This window comes from Rosettibacter primus, assembly GCF_036860675.1.
Lineage (GTDB): Bacteria > Bacteroidota > Ignavibacteria > Ignavibacteriales > Melioribacteraceae > Rosettibacter > Rosettibacter primus.
In genome coordinates this window covers 192,095-207,567 of sequence record NZ_JAYKGK010000006.1, presented here as the reverse complement: position 1 = coordinate 207,567, position 15,473 = coordinate 192,095, and the positions used below count along the sequence as shown (strand labels likewise).

Genomic DNA, 15,473 nt, shown 5'->3' with positions numbered 1-15,473 from the left:
AGAATTGAAGTAAAAAAATATCAGTACCCCCGAGAGGACTCGAACCTCCGACCAATCCGCCGTTTGGCGGACTGCTCTATCCATACTGAGCTAATAAATAAAAAAGAAGAATTGAAGTAAAAAAATATCAGTACCCCCGAGAGGACTCGAACCTCCGACCAAGAGTTTAGGAAACTCCTGCTCTATCCATACTGAGCTACGGGGGCAAGATTTTTATTTTACTTTGCAAATATAAAAATTTTACCACTCATAAATGATTAGCAAGTTGTTCCAAGAAAAATTCTATTTACATTTTACTTAATAAAATAGAGTTCGAATTGATATTACTTCAATCTTTTAGTTATTTTTGTAATTGAAATTCACAAAATAATAGGAGCTAAGAAATGACTACAATAGTTGATGTTTGGGGAAGAGAAATCCTTGACTCAAGAGGTAATCCCACAATTGAAGTAGAAGTAACATTAGAATGCGGAGTAGTTGGAAGAGCTGCTGTTCCAAGCGGTGCCTCTACCGGAGAAAATGAAGCAGTTGAATTAAGAGATGGAGACAAGTCGAGATATTTAGGTAAAGGTGTTAAAAAAGCAGTTGAAAATGTAAATAACAGAATAGCCGATGAAATAATTGATTTTGATGCTACAGAACAAGTAGCTATTGATAATTTACTTTGTGAGCTTGATGGGACGCCAAATAAATCGGAACTTGGTGCTAATGCAATCCTTGGTGTTTCGTTGGCATGTGCTAAAGCTGCTGCCGAAGCTCTTGGTTTACCTTTATATCGTTATATTGGTGGAACTAATGCAAGAACACTTCCTGTCCCAATGATGAATATTTTGAATGGCGGTAAACATGCAGATAATAATGTTGACTTTCAGGAATTCATGGTTATGCCTGCAGGAGCTCCAAGTTTTTCTGAAGCACTGCGTATGGGTGTTGAAACTTTTCACAGTTTGAAATCTGTTCTTCATAAAAAAGGATATAATACTGCTGTAGGTGATGAAGGAGGGTTTGCACCAAACTTAAAATCTAATGAAGAAGCAATAGAAGTAATTCTCGAAGCAATTGAAAAAGCAGGTTATAAAGCAGGAAAAGATATTTATATTGCATTAGACCCAGCATCTAGTGAAATGTGGGATGATGATAAGAAAGCTTATTATTTCTTTAAGTCAACAAAAGATTATATCTCACCAGAAAAAATGGTTGACTTCTGGGTAAACTGGGTAAATAAATATCCAATTATTTCTCTTGAAGATGGTATGGCAGAATTTGATTGGGATGGCTGGAAATTATTAACTGATAAATTAGGGGATAAAATTCAGTTAGTTGGAGACGACCTCTTTGTTACAAATACAGAATTTCTTGCAAAAGGAATAGAAAAAGGGGTTGCAAATTCTATTCTTATCAAAGTAAATCAGATAGGTACATTAACCGAAACTCTTGAAGCTATTGAAATGGCTAAGAGAGCTGGTTATACTTCTGTTATTAGTCATCGTTCTGGTGAAACTGAAGATACAACAATTGCTGATATTGCAGTTGCAACTAATGTAGGACAAATAAAAACAGGTTCTGCAAGTAGAACAGACAGAATTGCAAAATATAATCAACTTTTGAGAATTGAAGAAGAACTTGACACAACTGCAATTTTCCCCGGTTTGGCTGCAATCAATTATAATCCAGAAATGTAAAATCAGGCTGTCTCTTATTTGAATGAAGAGACAGCTTTTTTGTTTTTGCATCACTCTATAATTTTTACTTCTTTTATAAAAATAGGTGCAATATGGAACTAAATTTAACAGGGAAAAATGTTTTGGTAACAGCAGCAAGTATGGGAATTGGAAGAGCTGCTGCAGAACAATTTATAAAAGAAGGTTGTAATGTTGCAATTTGCTCGAGAAGTCAGGAAAATTTATTAAAAACTGTTAAGGAAGTGAAATCATTATATAATATAGAACCACTATGGGTAGTATGCGATATAAACAAATTAGAAGATATCGAAAACACAGTAAAGATTGTGACTGAAGCTTTCGGGAATATTGATATACTTGTTAATAATTGTGGGGGCCCACGTGCAGGATTTTTTGATGAACTAAATGATGACGATTGGGATTTTGCATTCAAACAAATTTTGATGAGTGCTGTAAGATTTACTCGACTTGTGTTACCAGGAATGAAAGAAAAAAACTGGGGTAGAATTATTAATGTTACTTCACTTGCTGTTAAACAACCAGTAGATAACTTGATTTTATCAAACTCTCTTAGAAGTGCTGTAACAGCATTTGCAAAAACACTCAGTAATCAAATTGGGAAATATAATATAACGATTAATAATGTCGCTCCAGGCTATACATTAACATCCAGAATTTATGAATTAGCTGTAGTTAAAGCCAAGCAAAGTGGTATTTCACATGAAGAAGTTTTAGCTTCAATGGCAAATGAAGTTCCGATGAAAAGATTAGCACGCCCCGACGAAGTAGCATCTTTAATTTTATATCTTGCATCTGAACAAGCTGGCTATATTACTGGTTCTACCATAGCAGTAGATGGTGGAATCATTAAAGCAACTTATTAAAATGATTCAGCAAAAATCTAATTCTGAAATTTGACATGACAAAGAGATAATTTTAGAAAATTTTTATAATAACTTTTGAATGTAATGTTTATTTGTTGTTATTATTTTTTATAGCCAGATAATTTATTCCAGTAAATAATCCTTGATTTTCTTTATTTTATAAAATGAAAAAAGAAATTGAACTTACAATTCCTCCTGATTATATTTTTGATTACGAATATCTGAGAGAAAAATCTTCCAGAATTTTAAAAGTAAATTTAGAAGAAATTACTTCTGTTCAAATTATTAAAAAATCTATTGATGCAAGAAAGATTAATCCTGTTTATAAATTAAAGATTATTGTATATGTGAATGAAGAACCTCAGGCATTGTTTAATCCGATAAAATTTAATACTGTAAAAAATAATAGAAAAGTAATTATTGTTGGTTTTGGTCCAGCTGGAATGTTTGCAGCATTGAAGTTAATTGAGTTAGGTATAAGACCAATAATACTTGAAAGAGGTAAAGATGTTCGCAGCCGAAGAAGAGATTTAAGAGCAATTCAAAGACATGGAATTGTAAATCCTGATTCAAATTATTGTTTTGGTGAAGGGGGAGCAGGAACTTATAGTGATGGAAAACTCTACACACGTTCAACTAAAAGAGGGGATGTAAAAAGAATTTTATCAATTCTTGTCCAACACGGTGCAAAGGAAGAAATTTTAATTGATTCACATCCACACATTGGCTCTAATAAGTTACCTCATGTTGTTTTTAATATACGAGAGACAATTTTAAATTGTGGTGGCGAAGTTCATTTCAACTCAAGAGTAACAGATTTAATAATTGAAAACAAAAAAATTATTGGTGTAATTGTGAATAATGATGTAGAGTATATTGGTGATGCTGTGATACTTGCAGTAGGACATTCAGCAAGAGATATTTATTATTTACTTCATCAAAAAGGAATTAAATTAGAATCAAAACCATTTGCGGTTGGAGTTCGAATTGAGCATCCTCAAAGCTTGATTGATGAAATTCAATATCATTCAAAAATAAGGCATCCAAATTTACCTGCAGCAAGTTATAATTTAGCATGTCAAGTTGATGAACATGGAGTTTATTCCTTTTGTATGTGTCCTGGCGGAATAATTATCCCGGCATCTACATCACCAGAAGAACTTGTTTTAAATGGTATGAGTGTATCAAGACGTGATTCTCCATTTGCTAATTCTGGGTTGGTAGTCTCTGTTGATGAAAGAGATTGGGAGGAATATAAATCATTTGGAGTTTTCGCTGGTTTAGAATTTCAGAAAGAAATTGAAAGGACTGCATTTGAATTTGGAGGAAGAACTCAAAGAGCTCCCGCTCAAAGAGTTACAGATTTTATAAATAAAAAATTATCTTCGACATTGCCTTCAACATCTTACATCCCTGGAGTAAAAAGTGCTCCTTTACATGAAATTCTTCCTCTTAATATAGTCAATGGAATTAGAAAAGCACTGAAGATATTTGATAAAAAAATGAAAGGATATATAACTGAAGAAGCACAATTATTAGCTGCAGAAACTCGAACAAGCTCGCCAATTAGAATTCCCCGCAATTCAGAATCTCTTATGCATATTGAAATAGAAGGATTATTTCCATGCGGTGAAGGCGCCGGTTATGCTGGTGGAATTGTTTCATCAGCAATTGATGGTGAAAAAACTGCAGAAGCGTGTGTGAAGTTTATTGAAAACATTTATAGTTAATAAATGTTATTCTATTCCATACTTCTTAAAGAATGAATTTTATAATTTACTTGATAAGTAGTTTAATATTAATTAAGTTCATTTCAGAATTGCAAATATTATTATATATGAGGGTTAATAAAATTTAATTAATATCATAATCCTCTTTTCAAAAAATATTTGTCATTATGTTGCATTTAATAGTTTATGCAACAATAAAAAATTAAAAGAAGGAGGCGAGTAATGGCAGTAGCAAATCCAGTTGAACTTAGCGTATATATAGTTTCTATGGCAGCATCCGCACGAGCTGCTCAGGCAATTATGAGCACTGGTGCAGACCCAATGGCAATTAAAGAATTTACTTTCAAAGTAAATATCTCAGCAGATTTTTCTGTTCAGAGCGAAACAAATGTGTCACTTAATATCTGGCGCTTAAGCATTAAAGAAAAAATTACAGTGGATTACAAAAGTCATTGGGGACTTGAAATTAGTTGCACAATAGTTCCCGTTGTAACATTAGAGGGATAAATGTGAGGTAATATGGCAGTTAAAAAAGAAGAAGAAAATTTTATTGGACTTGAAAAAGTTGTTGAAACTCTTTCTAATTCTTTTGCAAAGGCTAATAATACAATTTCAGAAAATGCAAAAAGGTCAAAAGAACCATTGGCATTTATTGCTTCCGATGTTTCAATTTCTTTTCAGGCAGAATTTAAAATTGTTGAGAATAAACCAGTTGTTCGTTTTATGAGTGTTCAACAACAGGCTCTTATTTCCAAGAAAAAAGGTGCAGAAGAGGCAAAACCAGAAATTAAAAATGCAGCTACTATAACTATTAATTTACGTCCAGTTCCAGCATAATTAATTTTAAAAAATGAGCACAGTTTGATATTCTAAAAACAATTGCACAACTGTGCTCAGAATATTGAATAAATTTTATATCAAATACTAAACTGGATATGAAAATGGCTAAAAAATCTTCATTCTTTTTATTGTTATTTCTTCCTATTTTTTCTTACTCCCAAATCATGTCAAACTATGGAATTAAAATTGGGCTTATTTCCTCAAAAGCTGCGGATGTAAAAGTTAACAATTATTATTGGAACTTATATAAAGATTCTCGTTTCAGTGGTTCTTATAGTGTCTTTGCTTATTTTTTTAATTCAAAATATTATCGTTTAGAAGCCGAGCTTGGTTATCGTCAGGAAGGAGCAGAAGATAAAATTCCAGTAACTAACTCAGAAAATCCTGATGGAACTGGAGAATTTGTAGTTATTGATCACGCTTATGATTTTATTTCTTTGAATTTAGCTTTCCAGCCCAAATATGAAAATGATAATCTTTGTTTGTTTGGAATTATATCATTTTCTTTCAACTATATGTTAAAAAATAGAGACCAGTTAATTCTCAACAATTATGTAGAAAAATATTTATTTGGATATGGTTTTGGTTTAGGATTACAACCTAAAAATATCTTGAATGGTAAATTATTTTTTGAATTTCGTTTCAATGATTTTCTTTTAAAAGTAGTAAAAAATGATTATTTTCAAGCAAAATTTAATTCAGTTCAATTTAGCATCGGAAGCTTTCTATAATAAATATTTTTTAATTTAACTCGGGGCTAAAATGAAAAAGTTATTAATCATAATTTTTTCTTTAATTTTCATTTCCCATATTAATTACTTAGGACAATCACTATACTCGGTTCAAGTTGGCGGCGGGTTGCTTATTCCTAACAATGCTGATAGAGGTTTATCCGGTAACATTCAATTAAATTATAAATTATCAGAAAAGCGTTCTCTTTATTTTCATACTGGAATTTTATTGTGGGACAAGAATATAATTTCTATAGCAACAGGATATGGTAAACCCTATTCTTCATATTCTGAAAGTGACCATGTTTTATATCCTTTTTATTTTGGTGTTAATTGGAATTTAAAATCAATTAATGCATTTCATATATATCTTAATTCAGAACTTGGTTATAATTATCTAAAATATTATGGTTATAAAAATGTAATTATGCTTGATGAAGAAAATAAAAAAGTAATTTCATTCTATGCGGATCAGGCATCAAAAAAATATATGAGTAAAAGTTTATTTGGTGCAGGAATAGGGGTGGGAATTAAGAATATGATGAGCTCAAATTTGGGTTTATCAATTGAGATGAAATTGAATACATTGTTCTATACTGTTGATAATCCAAAAACTTATTATACATTAAGTGGCAATTTTATCTTTGGGTTATAAAAAAATATAACATAATTTTCATAAAAATTTTTTTGCAATTCTTTCGTTATGATTCATTTTATTGGTAAAAGAAAAATACTTTGATAATAAAAAACAATACCGAGTAATTTTGTTAATTAAATATAAATACTTATTGGAAAGATTTATTCAGAGAGGGGAATTAGTTTAATTTTGTTTTTAACTTCTTCATCGAGAGCTGCAATTAGCATATCTGCTTTAATTATTTGATTGCTTGGCACTCCCACAAATACTGTTACTTTTCTGTTATATTTTGTATGAACTTTTGTAAGTTGAATTAGTTTATCTAATAGTTTTGGATTATTTAAATCCTCTTCTGATAAGGTAATTCCTATAGCAACTTTTCTTTCATATCTAAAATGGTTGAATTTTGGTTCATCATATTTTGCAACAACATCAACATCAAAACCATAAATTGGCTGAGGAGGAGGTAAATATTTGCTATATTTTCTGCTTAAGGTAGTATATCCTCGACTCAAAAGATGGTCGACTAATTTTTCCACTCTTATTTTTTTTATCTGGCTCTTTATCATTTTTTCTAATAAATAAATAAATTAACTGTATAATGGAATTATTGGAATAATCGGTGAAAATCTTTCGTAGTTCAATGTTTTGATATTAGAAATTTTTTCATACTCAAAGCACTTAATTTGATTTGTGCCACTTACTTTACCATATAAAACTTTTTTTCCTCTTTTATTTTTTGTGATGTAGTAAGGTTCTACAATTACTTCTTTTAATCCGTATAAAAATTTAATTCTGTTTCTATTAATGATAGCTGATTTGAAAATTAAACTTTTCATATATAAACTCCTTTTATTAAGTATAACTTCTGAATACACCAACTACTTTACCTATTATCGTAAATTCTTCTTGATTTTCAATTATGATGGGTTCATAATTTTCATTTTCAGGAACTAGATAAATTTTTCCATCATCTATAATTAATCGTTTCATTGTAGCTTCATCACCTATGAGAGCAACAATTATATCTCCATTTTGTGCTTCTCTTTGAGGTTGAATAATAACAAGGTCGCCTTCAAGAATTCCTGCATTAATCATGCTATCTCCTCTAACTTTTAAGCCAAAGCATTCTGTTCTATTCCCAATTAAATTTTTATCCAGTGCAAGATTCCCTTCAATATTTTCTTCAGAAAAAATAGGAACACCAGCAGCAACACGTCCAACAATAGGAATTTCGATTATATTATTTTCTTTGATGGGAGAGTTGTTAATAATTAAAGATAAAGTACGACTTGAACGGTTTTCGTTTGTTAAATATCCTTTTTTAACTAAAGCATCAATATGTCGTTTGACGCCGAATGTGCTAGATATATTGAATTGTCTTCCAATTTCACGATATGTTGGAGGGTAACCATTTAAATCAACATAATCTTTAATAAAATCAAGAATTTCTTTTTGACGGGTTGTAATATTTTCTTTTCCCATTTTTAGTGCTCATTTGTTCACTGCGCAAATATAGTGAACAAATGTTCAGGTGTCAAGAAAAATTTGTGATAATTTTAAAATTTTTTTAAGGGATTTATGAGGTTAATAATTTTCCTTCCGATTTCATAATTATTAAGAAAACCATTAAATAAATTTGAGGAAGGTCCGTATGAAAAAATTCCTACAAAATTTGCCGTATGATGTTTTGTAGCCCAGTTTAAGATTAACTGATTTTTTTCTTTATCAAAATTAGTAATGCCAGCACTTCCAGTATCGTGGTCTGATGTTACTATTACTAATGTATTTTTATCTTTTTCTGCAAATCGAAATGCCTCTTCAATAGCAGAATTAAAATCTGAAATTTCTGCAAAAAGATAATCGCTGTCATTTTGTTCAGCTGCCCAATCTATTTGTGAACCTTCTATCATTAAAAAGAATCCATCTTTGTCGTTACTTAAATAATTTATTGCTGCTTTTGTGAGTAATCCTAAGGGATAATTTCTTTTATCTGCATGAGGTAAAGAATAACCTCCAAAAAGCCCAAAAGTTTTCTTTGATAATTTTTTTGAATTAAGTTCATCAGGTTCTGTGATATAATCATAACCAAGAATTTTCATCGTATCAATCAGATTTTTTGAATCTTCTCTTTTTCCTCCAAGTTCTTTAGGGAGAAAAAAATCCGTACCCGCACCAAATAAAATATCAATTTTGCTTTTGACAATTTGTTCTGCTATATCAAATTCATATTGTCGTTTTACAGAATGAGAAATAAAAGCTGCTGGGGTGGCATTTGTAACTGATGAAGTAGCAATTATGCCAGTTGACATTTTTTTCTTCTGAGCAATTTCAATTATTGTTTCAAGTTTGTCTCCATTCACGTCAATACTGATTCTTCCATTTTTAGTTTGATAACCAGTTGCATAAGCAGTCGCACCTGCAGCGGAATCGGTTATAAGATTATCTGCTGAACAAGTGTTAACTAAACCAATTGAATGGAATTTTTTAAATTGATCGTTTTTTAATGAAAGGACTGAAGCAGATACTTGTGATAGACCGAAACCATCTCCAATTAAAAGTATAATATTTTTAGGTTTAGATTTATATTGAGGGAAAATGGTCGCAGTAAATACAACCACGACCATCAACACAAAAAAGAATTTTTTTATCATAAGAAAGAGAATTATTTATTCAACAAAAGTAATCCAGCCGTAACGGTCTTCTATTCGTCCATATTGAATACCAGTTAGTTCTTCATATAATTTTGTAGCCAACTCACCTGAAGTTGTATCGCTGAATTGCAAAACTTTGTCATTATATTTCAATCTACTTACAGAAGAAATTACAGCAGCAGTGCCAGTTCCAAATATTTCGATTAATTCACCTTTATCATAAGCATCAATAATTTCTTGGATTGAAATTAATCTTTCGGAAACATTGTAGCCCCAATCTTTCAATAATTGAATAACAGACATCCTAGTAATTCCTGGTAAAATAGAACCGCTGAGCATTGGGGTTGCAACTTCATTTTTAAAACGAACGAAAATATTCATTGCACCAACTTCTTCAATATATTTTTGTTCAATAGCATCAAGCCATAAAATTTGAGAATAACCCTCTTTTTTTGCTTCTGCTTGAGCTAAAAGACCTGCAGCATAATTCCCTGCAGCTTTACAATCTCCAGTGCCTTTTTTGACTGCTCGAACATATTTATCTGTTACCATAATTGGAACCGGTAAAAATCCTTCAGGATAATAAGGACCTACAGGACTAAGAATAATCATAAACTTATAATTATCCGCTGGACGAACACCAAAACATGGTTCTGTAGCAATAATAAATGGTCTTATATAAAGTGAGAAACCAGGTTTTGATGGTATCCAATCTTTATCTACTTTAATCAGCTCTATAATTGCTTTGAGTGCTAAATCAGGATTAACTTCAGGAATACATAAACGTTTTGCAGAACGATTTAATCTTTCTACATTTTTTTCAGGTCTAAATAATGCAATTCTGCCATCTACTTGCTTATAAGCTTTTAATCCTTCAAAAATTGCCTGACCATAATGAAAAACCATTGCAGCTGGACTTATACTAAGGTTTTCAAATTTTTTTATTGTAGGTTTTTGCCAGCCTCCTTTTGATGCATCATAATCCATTTCAAATACATGGTCTGTAAAAATTTTACCAAACACTAAATTATCAGGCAGTTCTATTTTTGACTTTCGTTCAACTTTTTCAATAATAATGTCTTCCATTTTATCACCATCTTTTGTTGATTTTTCTTTTAGTGTTATTTTTTATTTGTTAAAAAAGAAATTAAATAATTATTGTTTCTCTTCTTTGCAATATATATGAAAATAATTAGTAATTGGCAATAAGAAAAGTTTTGTTTAATTTGAAAAATAAAAAGTGTGAAGTAAAATGTTATTTAACAAATTAGGCTTAGCATTTACTTTTTCACCGAATGCATTGGCACTATTAAAAATTGCACACCGACTTCAAAAATTGTTTCAATCAGAATTATTTGTTATTCATGCTGGAGAAGAATCAAAAGGAGTTCTTGAAAAAATTACCAAAGTAATTAATGAGGTTGATATTCCAGATAATTCTTATAATATAATTATCAAAGAAGGTGAAGCTTCAAAAATTATTTCAAGTGTATGTGAAGAAAAGAAAATTGACTTATTAATTTCCGGGGCTTTGGAAAAAGAAAGTTTATTGAAATATTACATCGGTTCAGTTGCAAGAAAATTAATGCATGAAACACCTTGTTCATTATTAGTAATTGTAAATCCAGGGAATATCACAGATTCATTTCAAAGATTTTGTGTAAATGTAGATTACTCACAACTTAATGAGATTGCAGTAAAAAAAGCATATGAATTTGCAAAATTAGAAAACGCAAAAGAATTCGTTCTTGTAAGAGAATTTCAAATTCCGGGACTTGCAATTACAATTTATGATGGGGGAGAAACAGACAAAGCTGAAAAAACAAGATTGGAGGTTCAAAAAGAAGAAGAAGAAAAATTAAAAATCTTTTCAGATGAGTTAGGTCTAACAGAATTAGATATTAAAAGAGTATGTTTGTATGGAAAGCAGGGCTGGGAACTTAAGCAATATGCAGTTAATTCAAAAAGTGACTTACTTGTTCTAGCTATGCCTCAAAGAAAATTAAAATTGTTCGACAAAATTTTTCAGCATGATATTGAATTTATTTTGAATCAACTCCCTTGTTCATTATTAATAATTCGTTCCTGAAAAATTATTTATGAACTTATCATCCACTGAAATTACAATTTTTCTAATCAGCATAAGTATAATTCTTTTTTTCGCAAGAGGCTTGGGTGAATTATTACGATTAATTAAACAACCAATTGTAATTGGAGAAATAATTGCTGGAATTGTTATAGGTCCTACAATTTTCGGCTCTCTTTTCCCTGAAATTTATGATAAAATTTTTAATCAGTATGATTCTGTTGCAATTGCTCTTCATGGAATTTCAATTCTTGGAATTATCATGCTTTTAATAGTCACAGGAATTGAAATTGATATATCAGTTATGATTAAACAGGGACGAAAATCTTTTTTAATAAGTCTATTAGGAATTTTATGCCCATTTATGTTGGGATTTTTAACTGCATATTTTTTCCCTTCTCGATTAGGATTGGCCAATTCAAATTTACATATTGTTTATTCTTTGTTTATAGGGACAACTCTATCAGTTACTGCTTTACCTGTTGTTGCAAGAACATTAATGGAATTAAATATTTTTAAGACAGAAATTGGATTTTCTATTATTACATCTGCAATGCTAATTGATTTGTCAGGCTGGTTAATCTTTTCAGTGTTATTGGGGGTTCTCGGCAAAAATCAAGCAAATAATTTTGAAGTATATGAAGTAATTGTAATTCTTGTTGCATTTACTCTATTTGTATTTTTGTTTTTGAAAAAATTTATTGATAAGACAATAAGTTTTTCAAAAAAATACCTTTCAAGTCCAGGGGCAATACTGAATATAATTTTTATACTTGGATTTTTAGGTGCTGCATTTACAGAATTTATTGGTATCCATGCAATTTTTGGTGCATTTATCATTGGTATTGCAATAGGTGATTCAGTATACATTACTGAAAATATTAAAGAAATGATTAATCAGTTAGTTACAAATATTTTTGCTCCATTATTTTTTGTTTCGATTGGGTTGAAAATTAATTTTATTCAAAACTTTGATTTTGTGCTTGTCTGTATATTCTTATCATTATCTCTTATTGGAAAGATAATTGGAACTTATTCAGGAGCATTTCTATCAGGATTTAATAAATATGAATCTTTAACAGTAGCATTTGGATTGAATGCTCATGGTACAATAGAGATTGTTTTGGGAATGGTTGCATATGAATCAGGATTGATTAGTGAAAAAGTTTATGTCGCATTGATAATTATGGCACTTATTACAACTCTTACAAGTGCACCTTTAATGAGCATTTTTATTAAGAGAAGTAAAATGTTATTGAAATTGTCAGATTTATTAAAACCTCAAAACATAATATTTACTGATGTAGACAAAAAGGAAGAATTGATAAAACAACTTTGCCGGCATATTTGCCAAATTAATAACAAAATTAACTGTGAAAAATTAATTAGTCGTGTTATCGAACGCGAAAATCAAATTTCAACCGGCTTAGAAAGTCATTTAGCAGTTCCTCATGCAAGAATGAATATTCAAGCTCCTCTTGCAGCTCTTGCAATTCATAAAAGAGGTATTGATTTTGATTCTATTGATAATTTACCAGCCAGATTAATAATACTTTTAATTACACCGGAAAATAAACCTGAAATGCAGCTTGAATTACTTTCTGAAATAGCCGCAAAATTCAGTAACAAAAATTTTATAGAAGAATTAATTAATTGTGAAGATGCAGATGAAGTAATTTCTAAAATCAAACAACTTTATTAGTTTTGTTAAAATGAAAATTTATCTATGATACTAAATTTATTTCAAAAAATAGGAAAGACTACACTATATTTTTTTCAAGAGAGTGGACAGGTATTTAAATTACTTGGAGAAATATTGTTTTATGCCCCATCGTTAATTAAAGGAAGAAAGAATTTTGTATATCAAATGGAACATATTGGAGTAAATTCGTTACCGCTTGTTTTTATCATTGCAATTTTTACTGGCGCTGTATCTGCCTGGCAGGCTGCATATCAATTGAAAGGATTAGCGCCACTTTCATTTTTAGGAGCTGCAACAAGTAGAGCTATTATAACAGAACTTGGTCCAGTTCTTACTGCGATTGTAATTGCCGGAAGAGTAGGTGCGTCAATAGCAGCAGAACTTGGTTCAATGAAAGTTACAGAACAGATTGATGCACTTGAAACTATGGGTATTAGTCCAGTTAGATTTTTAGCAACACCTCGATTCTTTGCATCAATTATTATGATGCCAATCCTTGTAATATTTGCGAATGTGATTGCAACTATTGGGGCTTATTTTATTTCAAATTTTTTTCTAGGAGTTTCTTATAGTGTATTTTTTGAATCGGTAAGAAGATATTTTATTTTTGCTGATTTCATGTTTGGTTTATTCAAAGGAATGGTATTTGGTGCTGTAACTTCTTTACTTGGTTGTCATATTGGCTTTAAGACTGAAGGAGGGGCTGAAGGGGTTGGATTATCTACAATCCGTTCTTTCGTGTTAAGTTCTGCATTAATTCTAATCTTAGATTATATCCTCTGGACACTCATTTTCTAAATTTACTAACAATCTATTAACTAAAATAAATTGATATTATGTCTAAAATAATAAAAAATTTTTATGAATAATTATAAATAGTATTGCATAATTATGCACTTATTTTTAATATTACATGATATTAATTCATTAAATTCAATTATCAAACTAAATAATGGAGTATCAAAATGTCGGACTTTGTCAGTTATATTATGGATTTAGTGAAGTCAAAAAATCCAAATGAACCTGAGTTCCATCAAGCAGTTTATGAAGTTGTATCATCTTTATCATTAGTTGTAGAAAAACATCCTGAGTATAGGAAAGAAAAAATTATTGAAAGAATTATTGAACCAGAAAGAGTGATTATGTTTAGAGTTCCTTGGGTTGATGATCAGGGAGAAATTCAAATTAACAGAGGATTTAGAGTTCAGATGAATAGTGCAATTGGTCCTTACAAAGGTGGTTTAAGATTTCACCCATCGGTTTATTTAGGTTTGCTAAAATTTTTAGCTTTCGAACAGGTTTTTAAAAATAGTCTTACAACTTTACCAATGGGCGGTGCAAAAGGTGGTTCTGATTTTGACCCTAAAGGTAAAAGTGATGCAGAAGTTATGCGCTTTTGCCAAAGTTTTATGAATGAATTGTTTAGACACATAGGTCCAGACACAGATGTACCTGCAGGTGATATTGGTGTAGGCAGTAGAGAAATTGGGTACTTATTTGGACAATACAAAAAATTAATGAATGAATTTACCGGAGTTCTTACTGGTAAAGGATTAAACTGGGGTGGCTCTCTTATTAGACCTGAAGCAACAGGATATGGTGCAGTTTACTTTGCTGCCGAAATGCTGGCTACAAGAGGACAAACTCTGGAAGGAAAAAAATGTTTGGTTTCTGGTAGTGGCAACGTAGCTCAATATACAGTAGAAAAAATTTTACAACTCGGTGGAAAAGTTTTGACGCTTTCAGATTCAAACGGATATATTTATGATGAAGCAGGAATTGATTTTGAAAAGTTACAATTTGTTATGGACCTCAAAAATAACCGCAGAGGACGAATTAAAGAATATGCAGAAAAATATAAAAGTGCAATTTATACTCCATTTGACCCAAATCTTAATTATAATCCACTATGGAATCATAAAGCAGATTGCGCTTTTCCATCAGCCACTCAAAATGAAATAAATGGTAATGATGCAGCTAATTTATTGAGAAATGGTGTATACCTTGTTTGTGAAGGTGCTAACATGCCTTCTACACCAGAAGCAATAGACCAATTTATCGATGCAAAAATTCTTTATGGACCGGGTAAAGCTGCTAATGCTGGTGGAGTAGCTACTTCTGGATTAGAAATGGCTCAAAATAGTATGAGATTTTCATGGACAAGAGACGAAGTAGATAATCGTCTAAGATTAATAATGAAAAATATTCATAAAACCTGTGTTGATATTGCAGAAAAATATGGAACTCCTGGAAATTATGTTAATGGTGCTAATATTGGTGGATTTATTAAAGTTGCTGATGCAATGATTGATCAAGGACTTGTTTAATAAATTTGTTAGGGTTGACCAAAAAATTAAAAATTGGTTTATTAAAACAATGTTAATGATACTAAATTTATCTTGATGGTTATACTTTTTGGTCAACCCTGAAATATTATGCTTTCCTTAATTTTATCTTCATATAATATTTTCTGTTATAACTTCGTATATTTCAATACACAGCTAATTTATTTTTGTTAAATATTTAT

16 protein-coding genes and 2 tRNA genes are annotated in these 15,473 nt (G+C 30.6%); 11 read left to right on the top strand and 7 right to left on the bottom strand.

Annotated elements, in window-relative coordinates; all coding sequences use genetic code 11:
• Positions 1 to 27: 27 nt before the first annotated feature.
• Positions 28 to 92, bottom strand: a tRNA-Leu gene (locus tag VJY32_RS09720).
• Positions 93 to 131: 39 nt separating this feature from the next.
• Positions 132 to 206 (bottom strand) — tRNA-Arg (locus VJY32_RS09715).
• Between the two features lie 177 nt (positions 207 to 383).
• Between VJY32_RS09715 and eno the strand changes: the two genes are divergently transcribed.
• The 7 genes from eno (at position 384) to VJY32_RS09680 (ending at position 6,522) form a co-directional block, all read left to right on the top strand.
• On the top strand, positions 384 to 1,682 hold the full coding sequence (eno, locus tag VJY32_RS09710; RefSeq protein ID WP_353677713.1) for a phosphopyruvate hydratase: 1,299 nt from the start codon (positions 384 to 386) through the stop codon (positions 1,680 to 1,682).
• Between the two features lie 92 nt (positions 1,683 to 1,774).
• On the top strand, positions 1,775 to 2,566 hold the full coding sequence (locus tag VJY32_RS09705) for an SDR family oxidoreductase (RefSeq protein ID WP_353677712.1): 792 nt from the start codon (positions 1,775 to 1,777) through the stop codon (positions 2,564 to 2,566).
• Between the two features lie 164 nt (positions 2,567 to 2,730).
• Positions 2,731 to 4,296, top strand: a complete 1,566-nt coding sequence (locus VJY32_RS09700) for an NAD(P)/FAD-dependent oxidoreductase (protein WP_353677711.1) — start codon at positions 2,731 to 2,733, stop codon at positions 4,294 to 4,296.
• 222 nt (positions 4,297 to 4,518) lie between these two features.
• Entirely contained in the window at positions 4,519 to 4,803 is a 285-nt protein-coding gene (locus VJY32_RS09695; protein WP_353677710.1) for a hypothetical protein, read from the top strand.
• A gap of 12 nt (positions 4,804 to 4,815) precedes the next feature.
• Positions 4,816 to 5,133 carry a hypothetical protein gene (locus tag VJY32_RS09690; protein WP_353677709.1) on the top strand — a complete coding sequence of 106 codons (318 nt, stop codon included), beginning with the start codon at positions 4,816 to 4,818 and terminating at the stop codon, positions 5,131 to 5,133.
• Between the two features lie 104 nt (positions 5,134 to 5,237).
• The gene (locus tag VJY32_RS09685; RefSeq protein ID WP_353677708.1) at positions 5,238 to 5,867 is read left to right on the top strand and encodes a hypothetical protein; all 630 of its coding nucleotides are present in this window, start codon (positions 5,238 to 5,240) and stop codon (positions 5,865 to 5,867) included.
• Between the two features lie 31 nt (positions 5,868 to 5,898).
• Entirely contained in the window at positions 5,899 to 6,522 is a 624-nt protein-coding gene (locus VJY32_RS09680; RefSeq protein WP_353677707.1) for a hypothetical protein, read from the top strand.
• A gap of 143 nt (positions 6,523 to 6,665) precedes the next feature.
• Here VJY32_RS09680 and VJY32_RS09675 read toward each other — a convergent pair whose 3' ends face one another.
• From VJY32_RS09675 to VJY32_RS09655, 5 genes are all read right to left on the bottom strand, one after another.
• Positions 6,666 to 7,073, bottom strand: a complete 408-nt coding sequence (locus tag VJY32_RS09675; protein WP_353677706.1) for a hypothetical protein — start codon at positions 7,071 to 7,073, stop codon at positions 6,666 to 6,668.
• Between the two features lie 21 nt (positions 7,074 to 7,094).
• Positions 7,095 to 7,343: a hypothetical protein gene (locus VJY32_RS09670; RefSeq protein WP_353677705.1), complete on the bottom strand. Its 249-nt coding sequence runs from the start codon at positions 7,341 to 7,343 to the stop codon at positions 7,095 to 7,097.
• Between the two features lie 16 nt (positions 7,344 to 7,359).
• Positions 7,360 to 7,989 carry a transcriptional repressor LexA gene (gene lexA, locus VJY32_RS09665; protein ID WP_353677704.1) on the bottom strand — a complete coding sequence of 210 codons (630 nt, stop codon included), beginning with the start codon at positions 7,987 to 7,989 and terminating at the stop codon, positions 7,360 to 7,362.
• A 74-nt stretch (positions 7,990 to 8,063) separates the two neighbouring features.
• Positions 8,064 to 9,158, bottom strand: a complete 1,095-nt coding sequence (locus tag VJY32_RS09660) for an alkaline phosphatase (RefSeq protein ID WP_353677703.1) — start codon at positions 9,156 to 9,158, stop codon at positions 8,064 to 8,066.
• A gap of 15 nt (positions 9,159 to 9,173) precedes the next feature.
• On the bottom strand, positions 9,174 to 10,244 hold the full coding sequence (locus tag VJY32_RS09655) for a branched-chain amino acid aminotransferase (RefSeq protein WP_353677702.1): 1,071 nt from the start codon (positions 10,242 to 10,244) through the stop codon (positions 9,174 to 9,176).
• Positions 10,245 to 10,410: 166 nt separating this feature from the next.
• Between VJY32_RS09655 and VJY32_RS09650 the strand changes: the two genes are divergently transcribed.
• From VJY32_RS09650 to gdhA, 4 genes are all read left to right on the top strand, one after another.
• Positions 10,411 to 11,247: a universal stress protein gene (locus VJY32_RS09650; RefSeq protein WP_353677701.1), complete on the top strand. Its 837-nt coding sequence runs from the start codon at positions 10,411 to 10,413 to the stop codon at positions 11,245 to 11,247.
• A 10-nt stretch (positions 11,248 to 11,257) separates the two neighbouring features.
• Positions 11,258 to 12,946, top strand: coding sequence for a cation:proton antiporter domain-containing protein (locus tag VJY32_RS09645; RefSeq protein WP_353677700.1), 1,689 nt, complete (start codon positions 11,258 to 11,260; stop codon positions 12,944 to 12,946).
• A gap of 24 nt (positions 12,947 to 12,970) precedes the next feature.
• A complete protein-coding gene (locus VJY32_RS09640) occupies positions 12,971 to 13,744 on the top strand; it encodes an MlaE family ABC transporter permease (RefSeq protein ID WP_353677699.1) in 774 nt (257 codons plus the stop codon).
• Positions 13,745 to 13,911: 167 nt separating this feature from the next.
• Positions 13,912 to 15,273 carry an NADP-specific glutamate dehydrogenase gene (gene gdhA, locus VJY32_RS09635; RefSeq protein ID WP_353677698.1) on the top strand — a complete coding sequence of 454 codons (1,362 nt, stop codon included), beginning with the start codon at positions 13,912 to 13,914 and terminating at the stop codon, positions 15,271 to 15,273.
• Positions 15,274 to 15,473 lie beyond the last annotated feature (200 nt).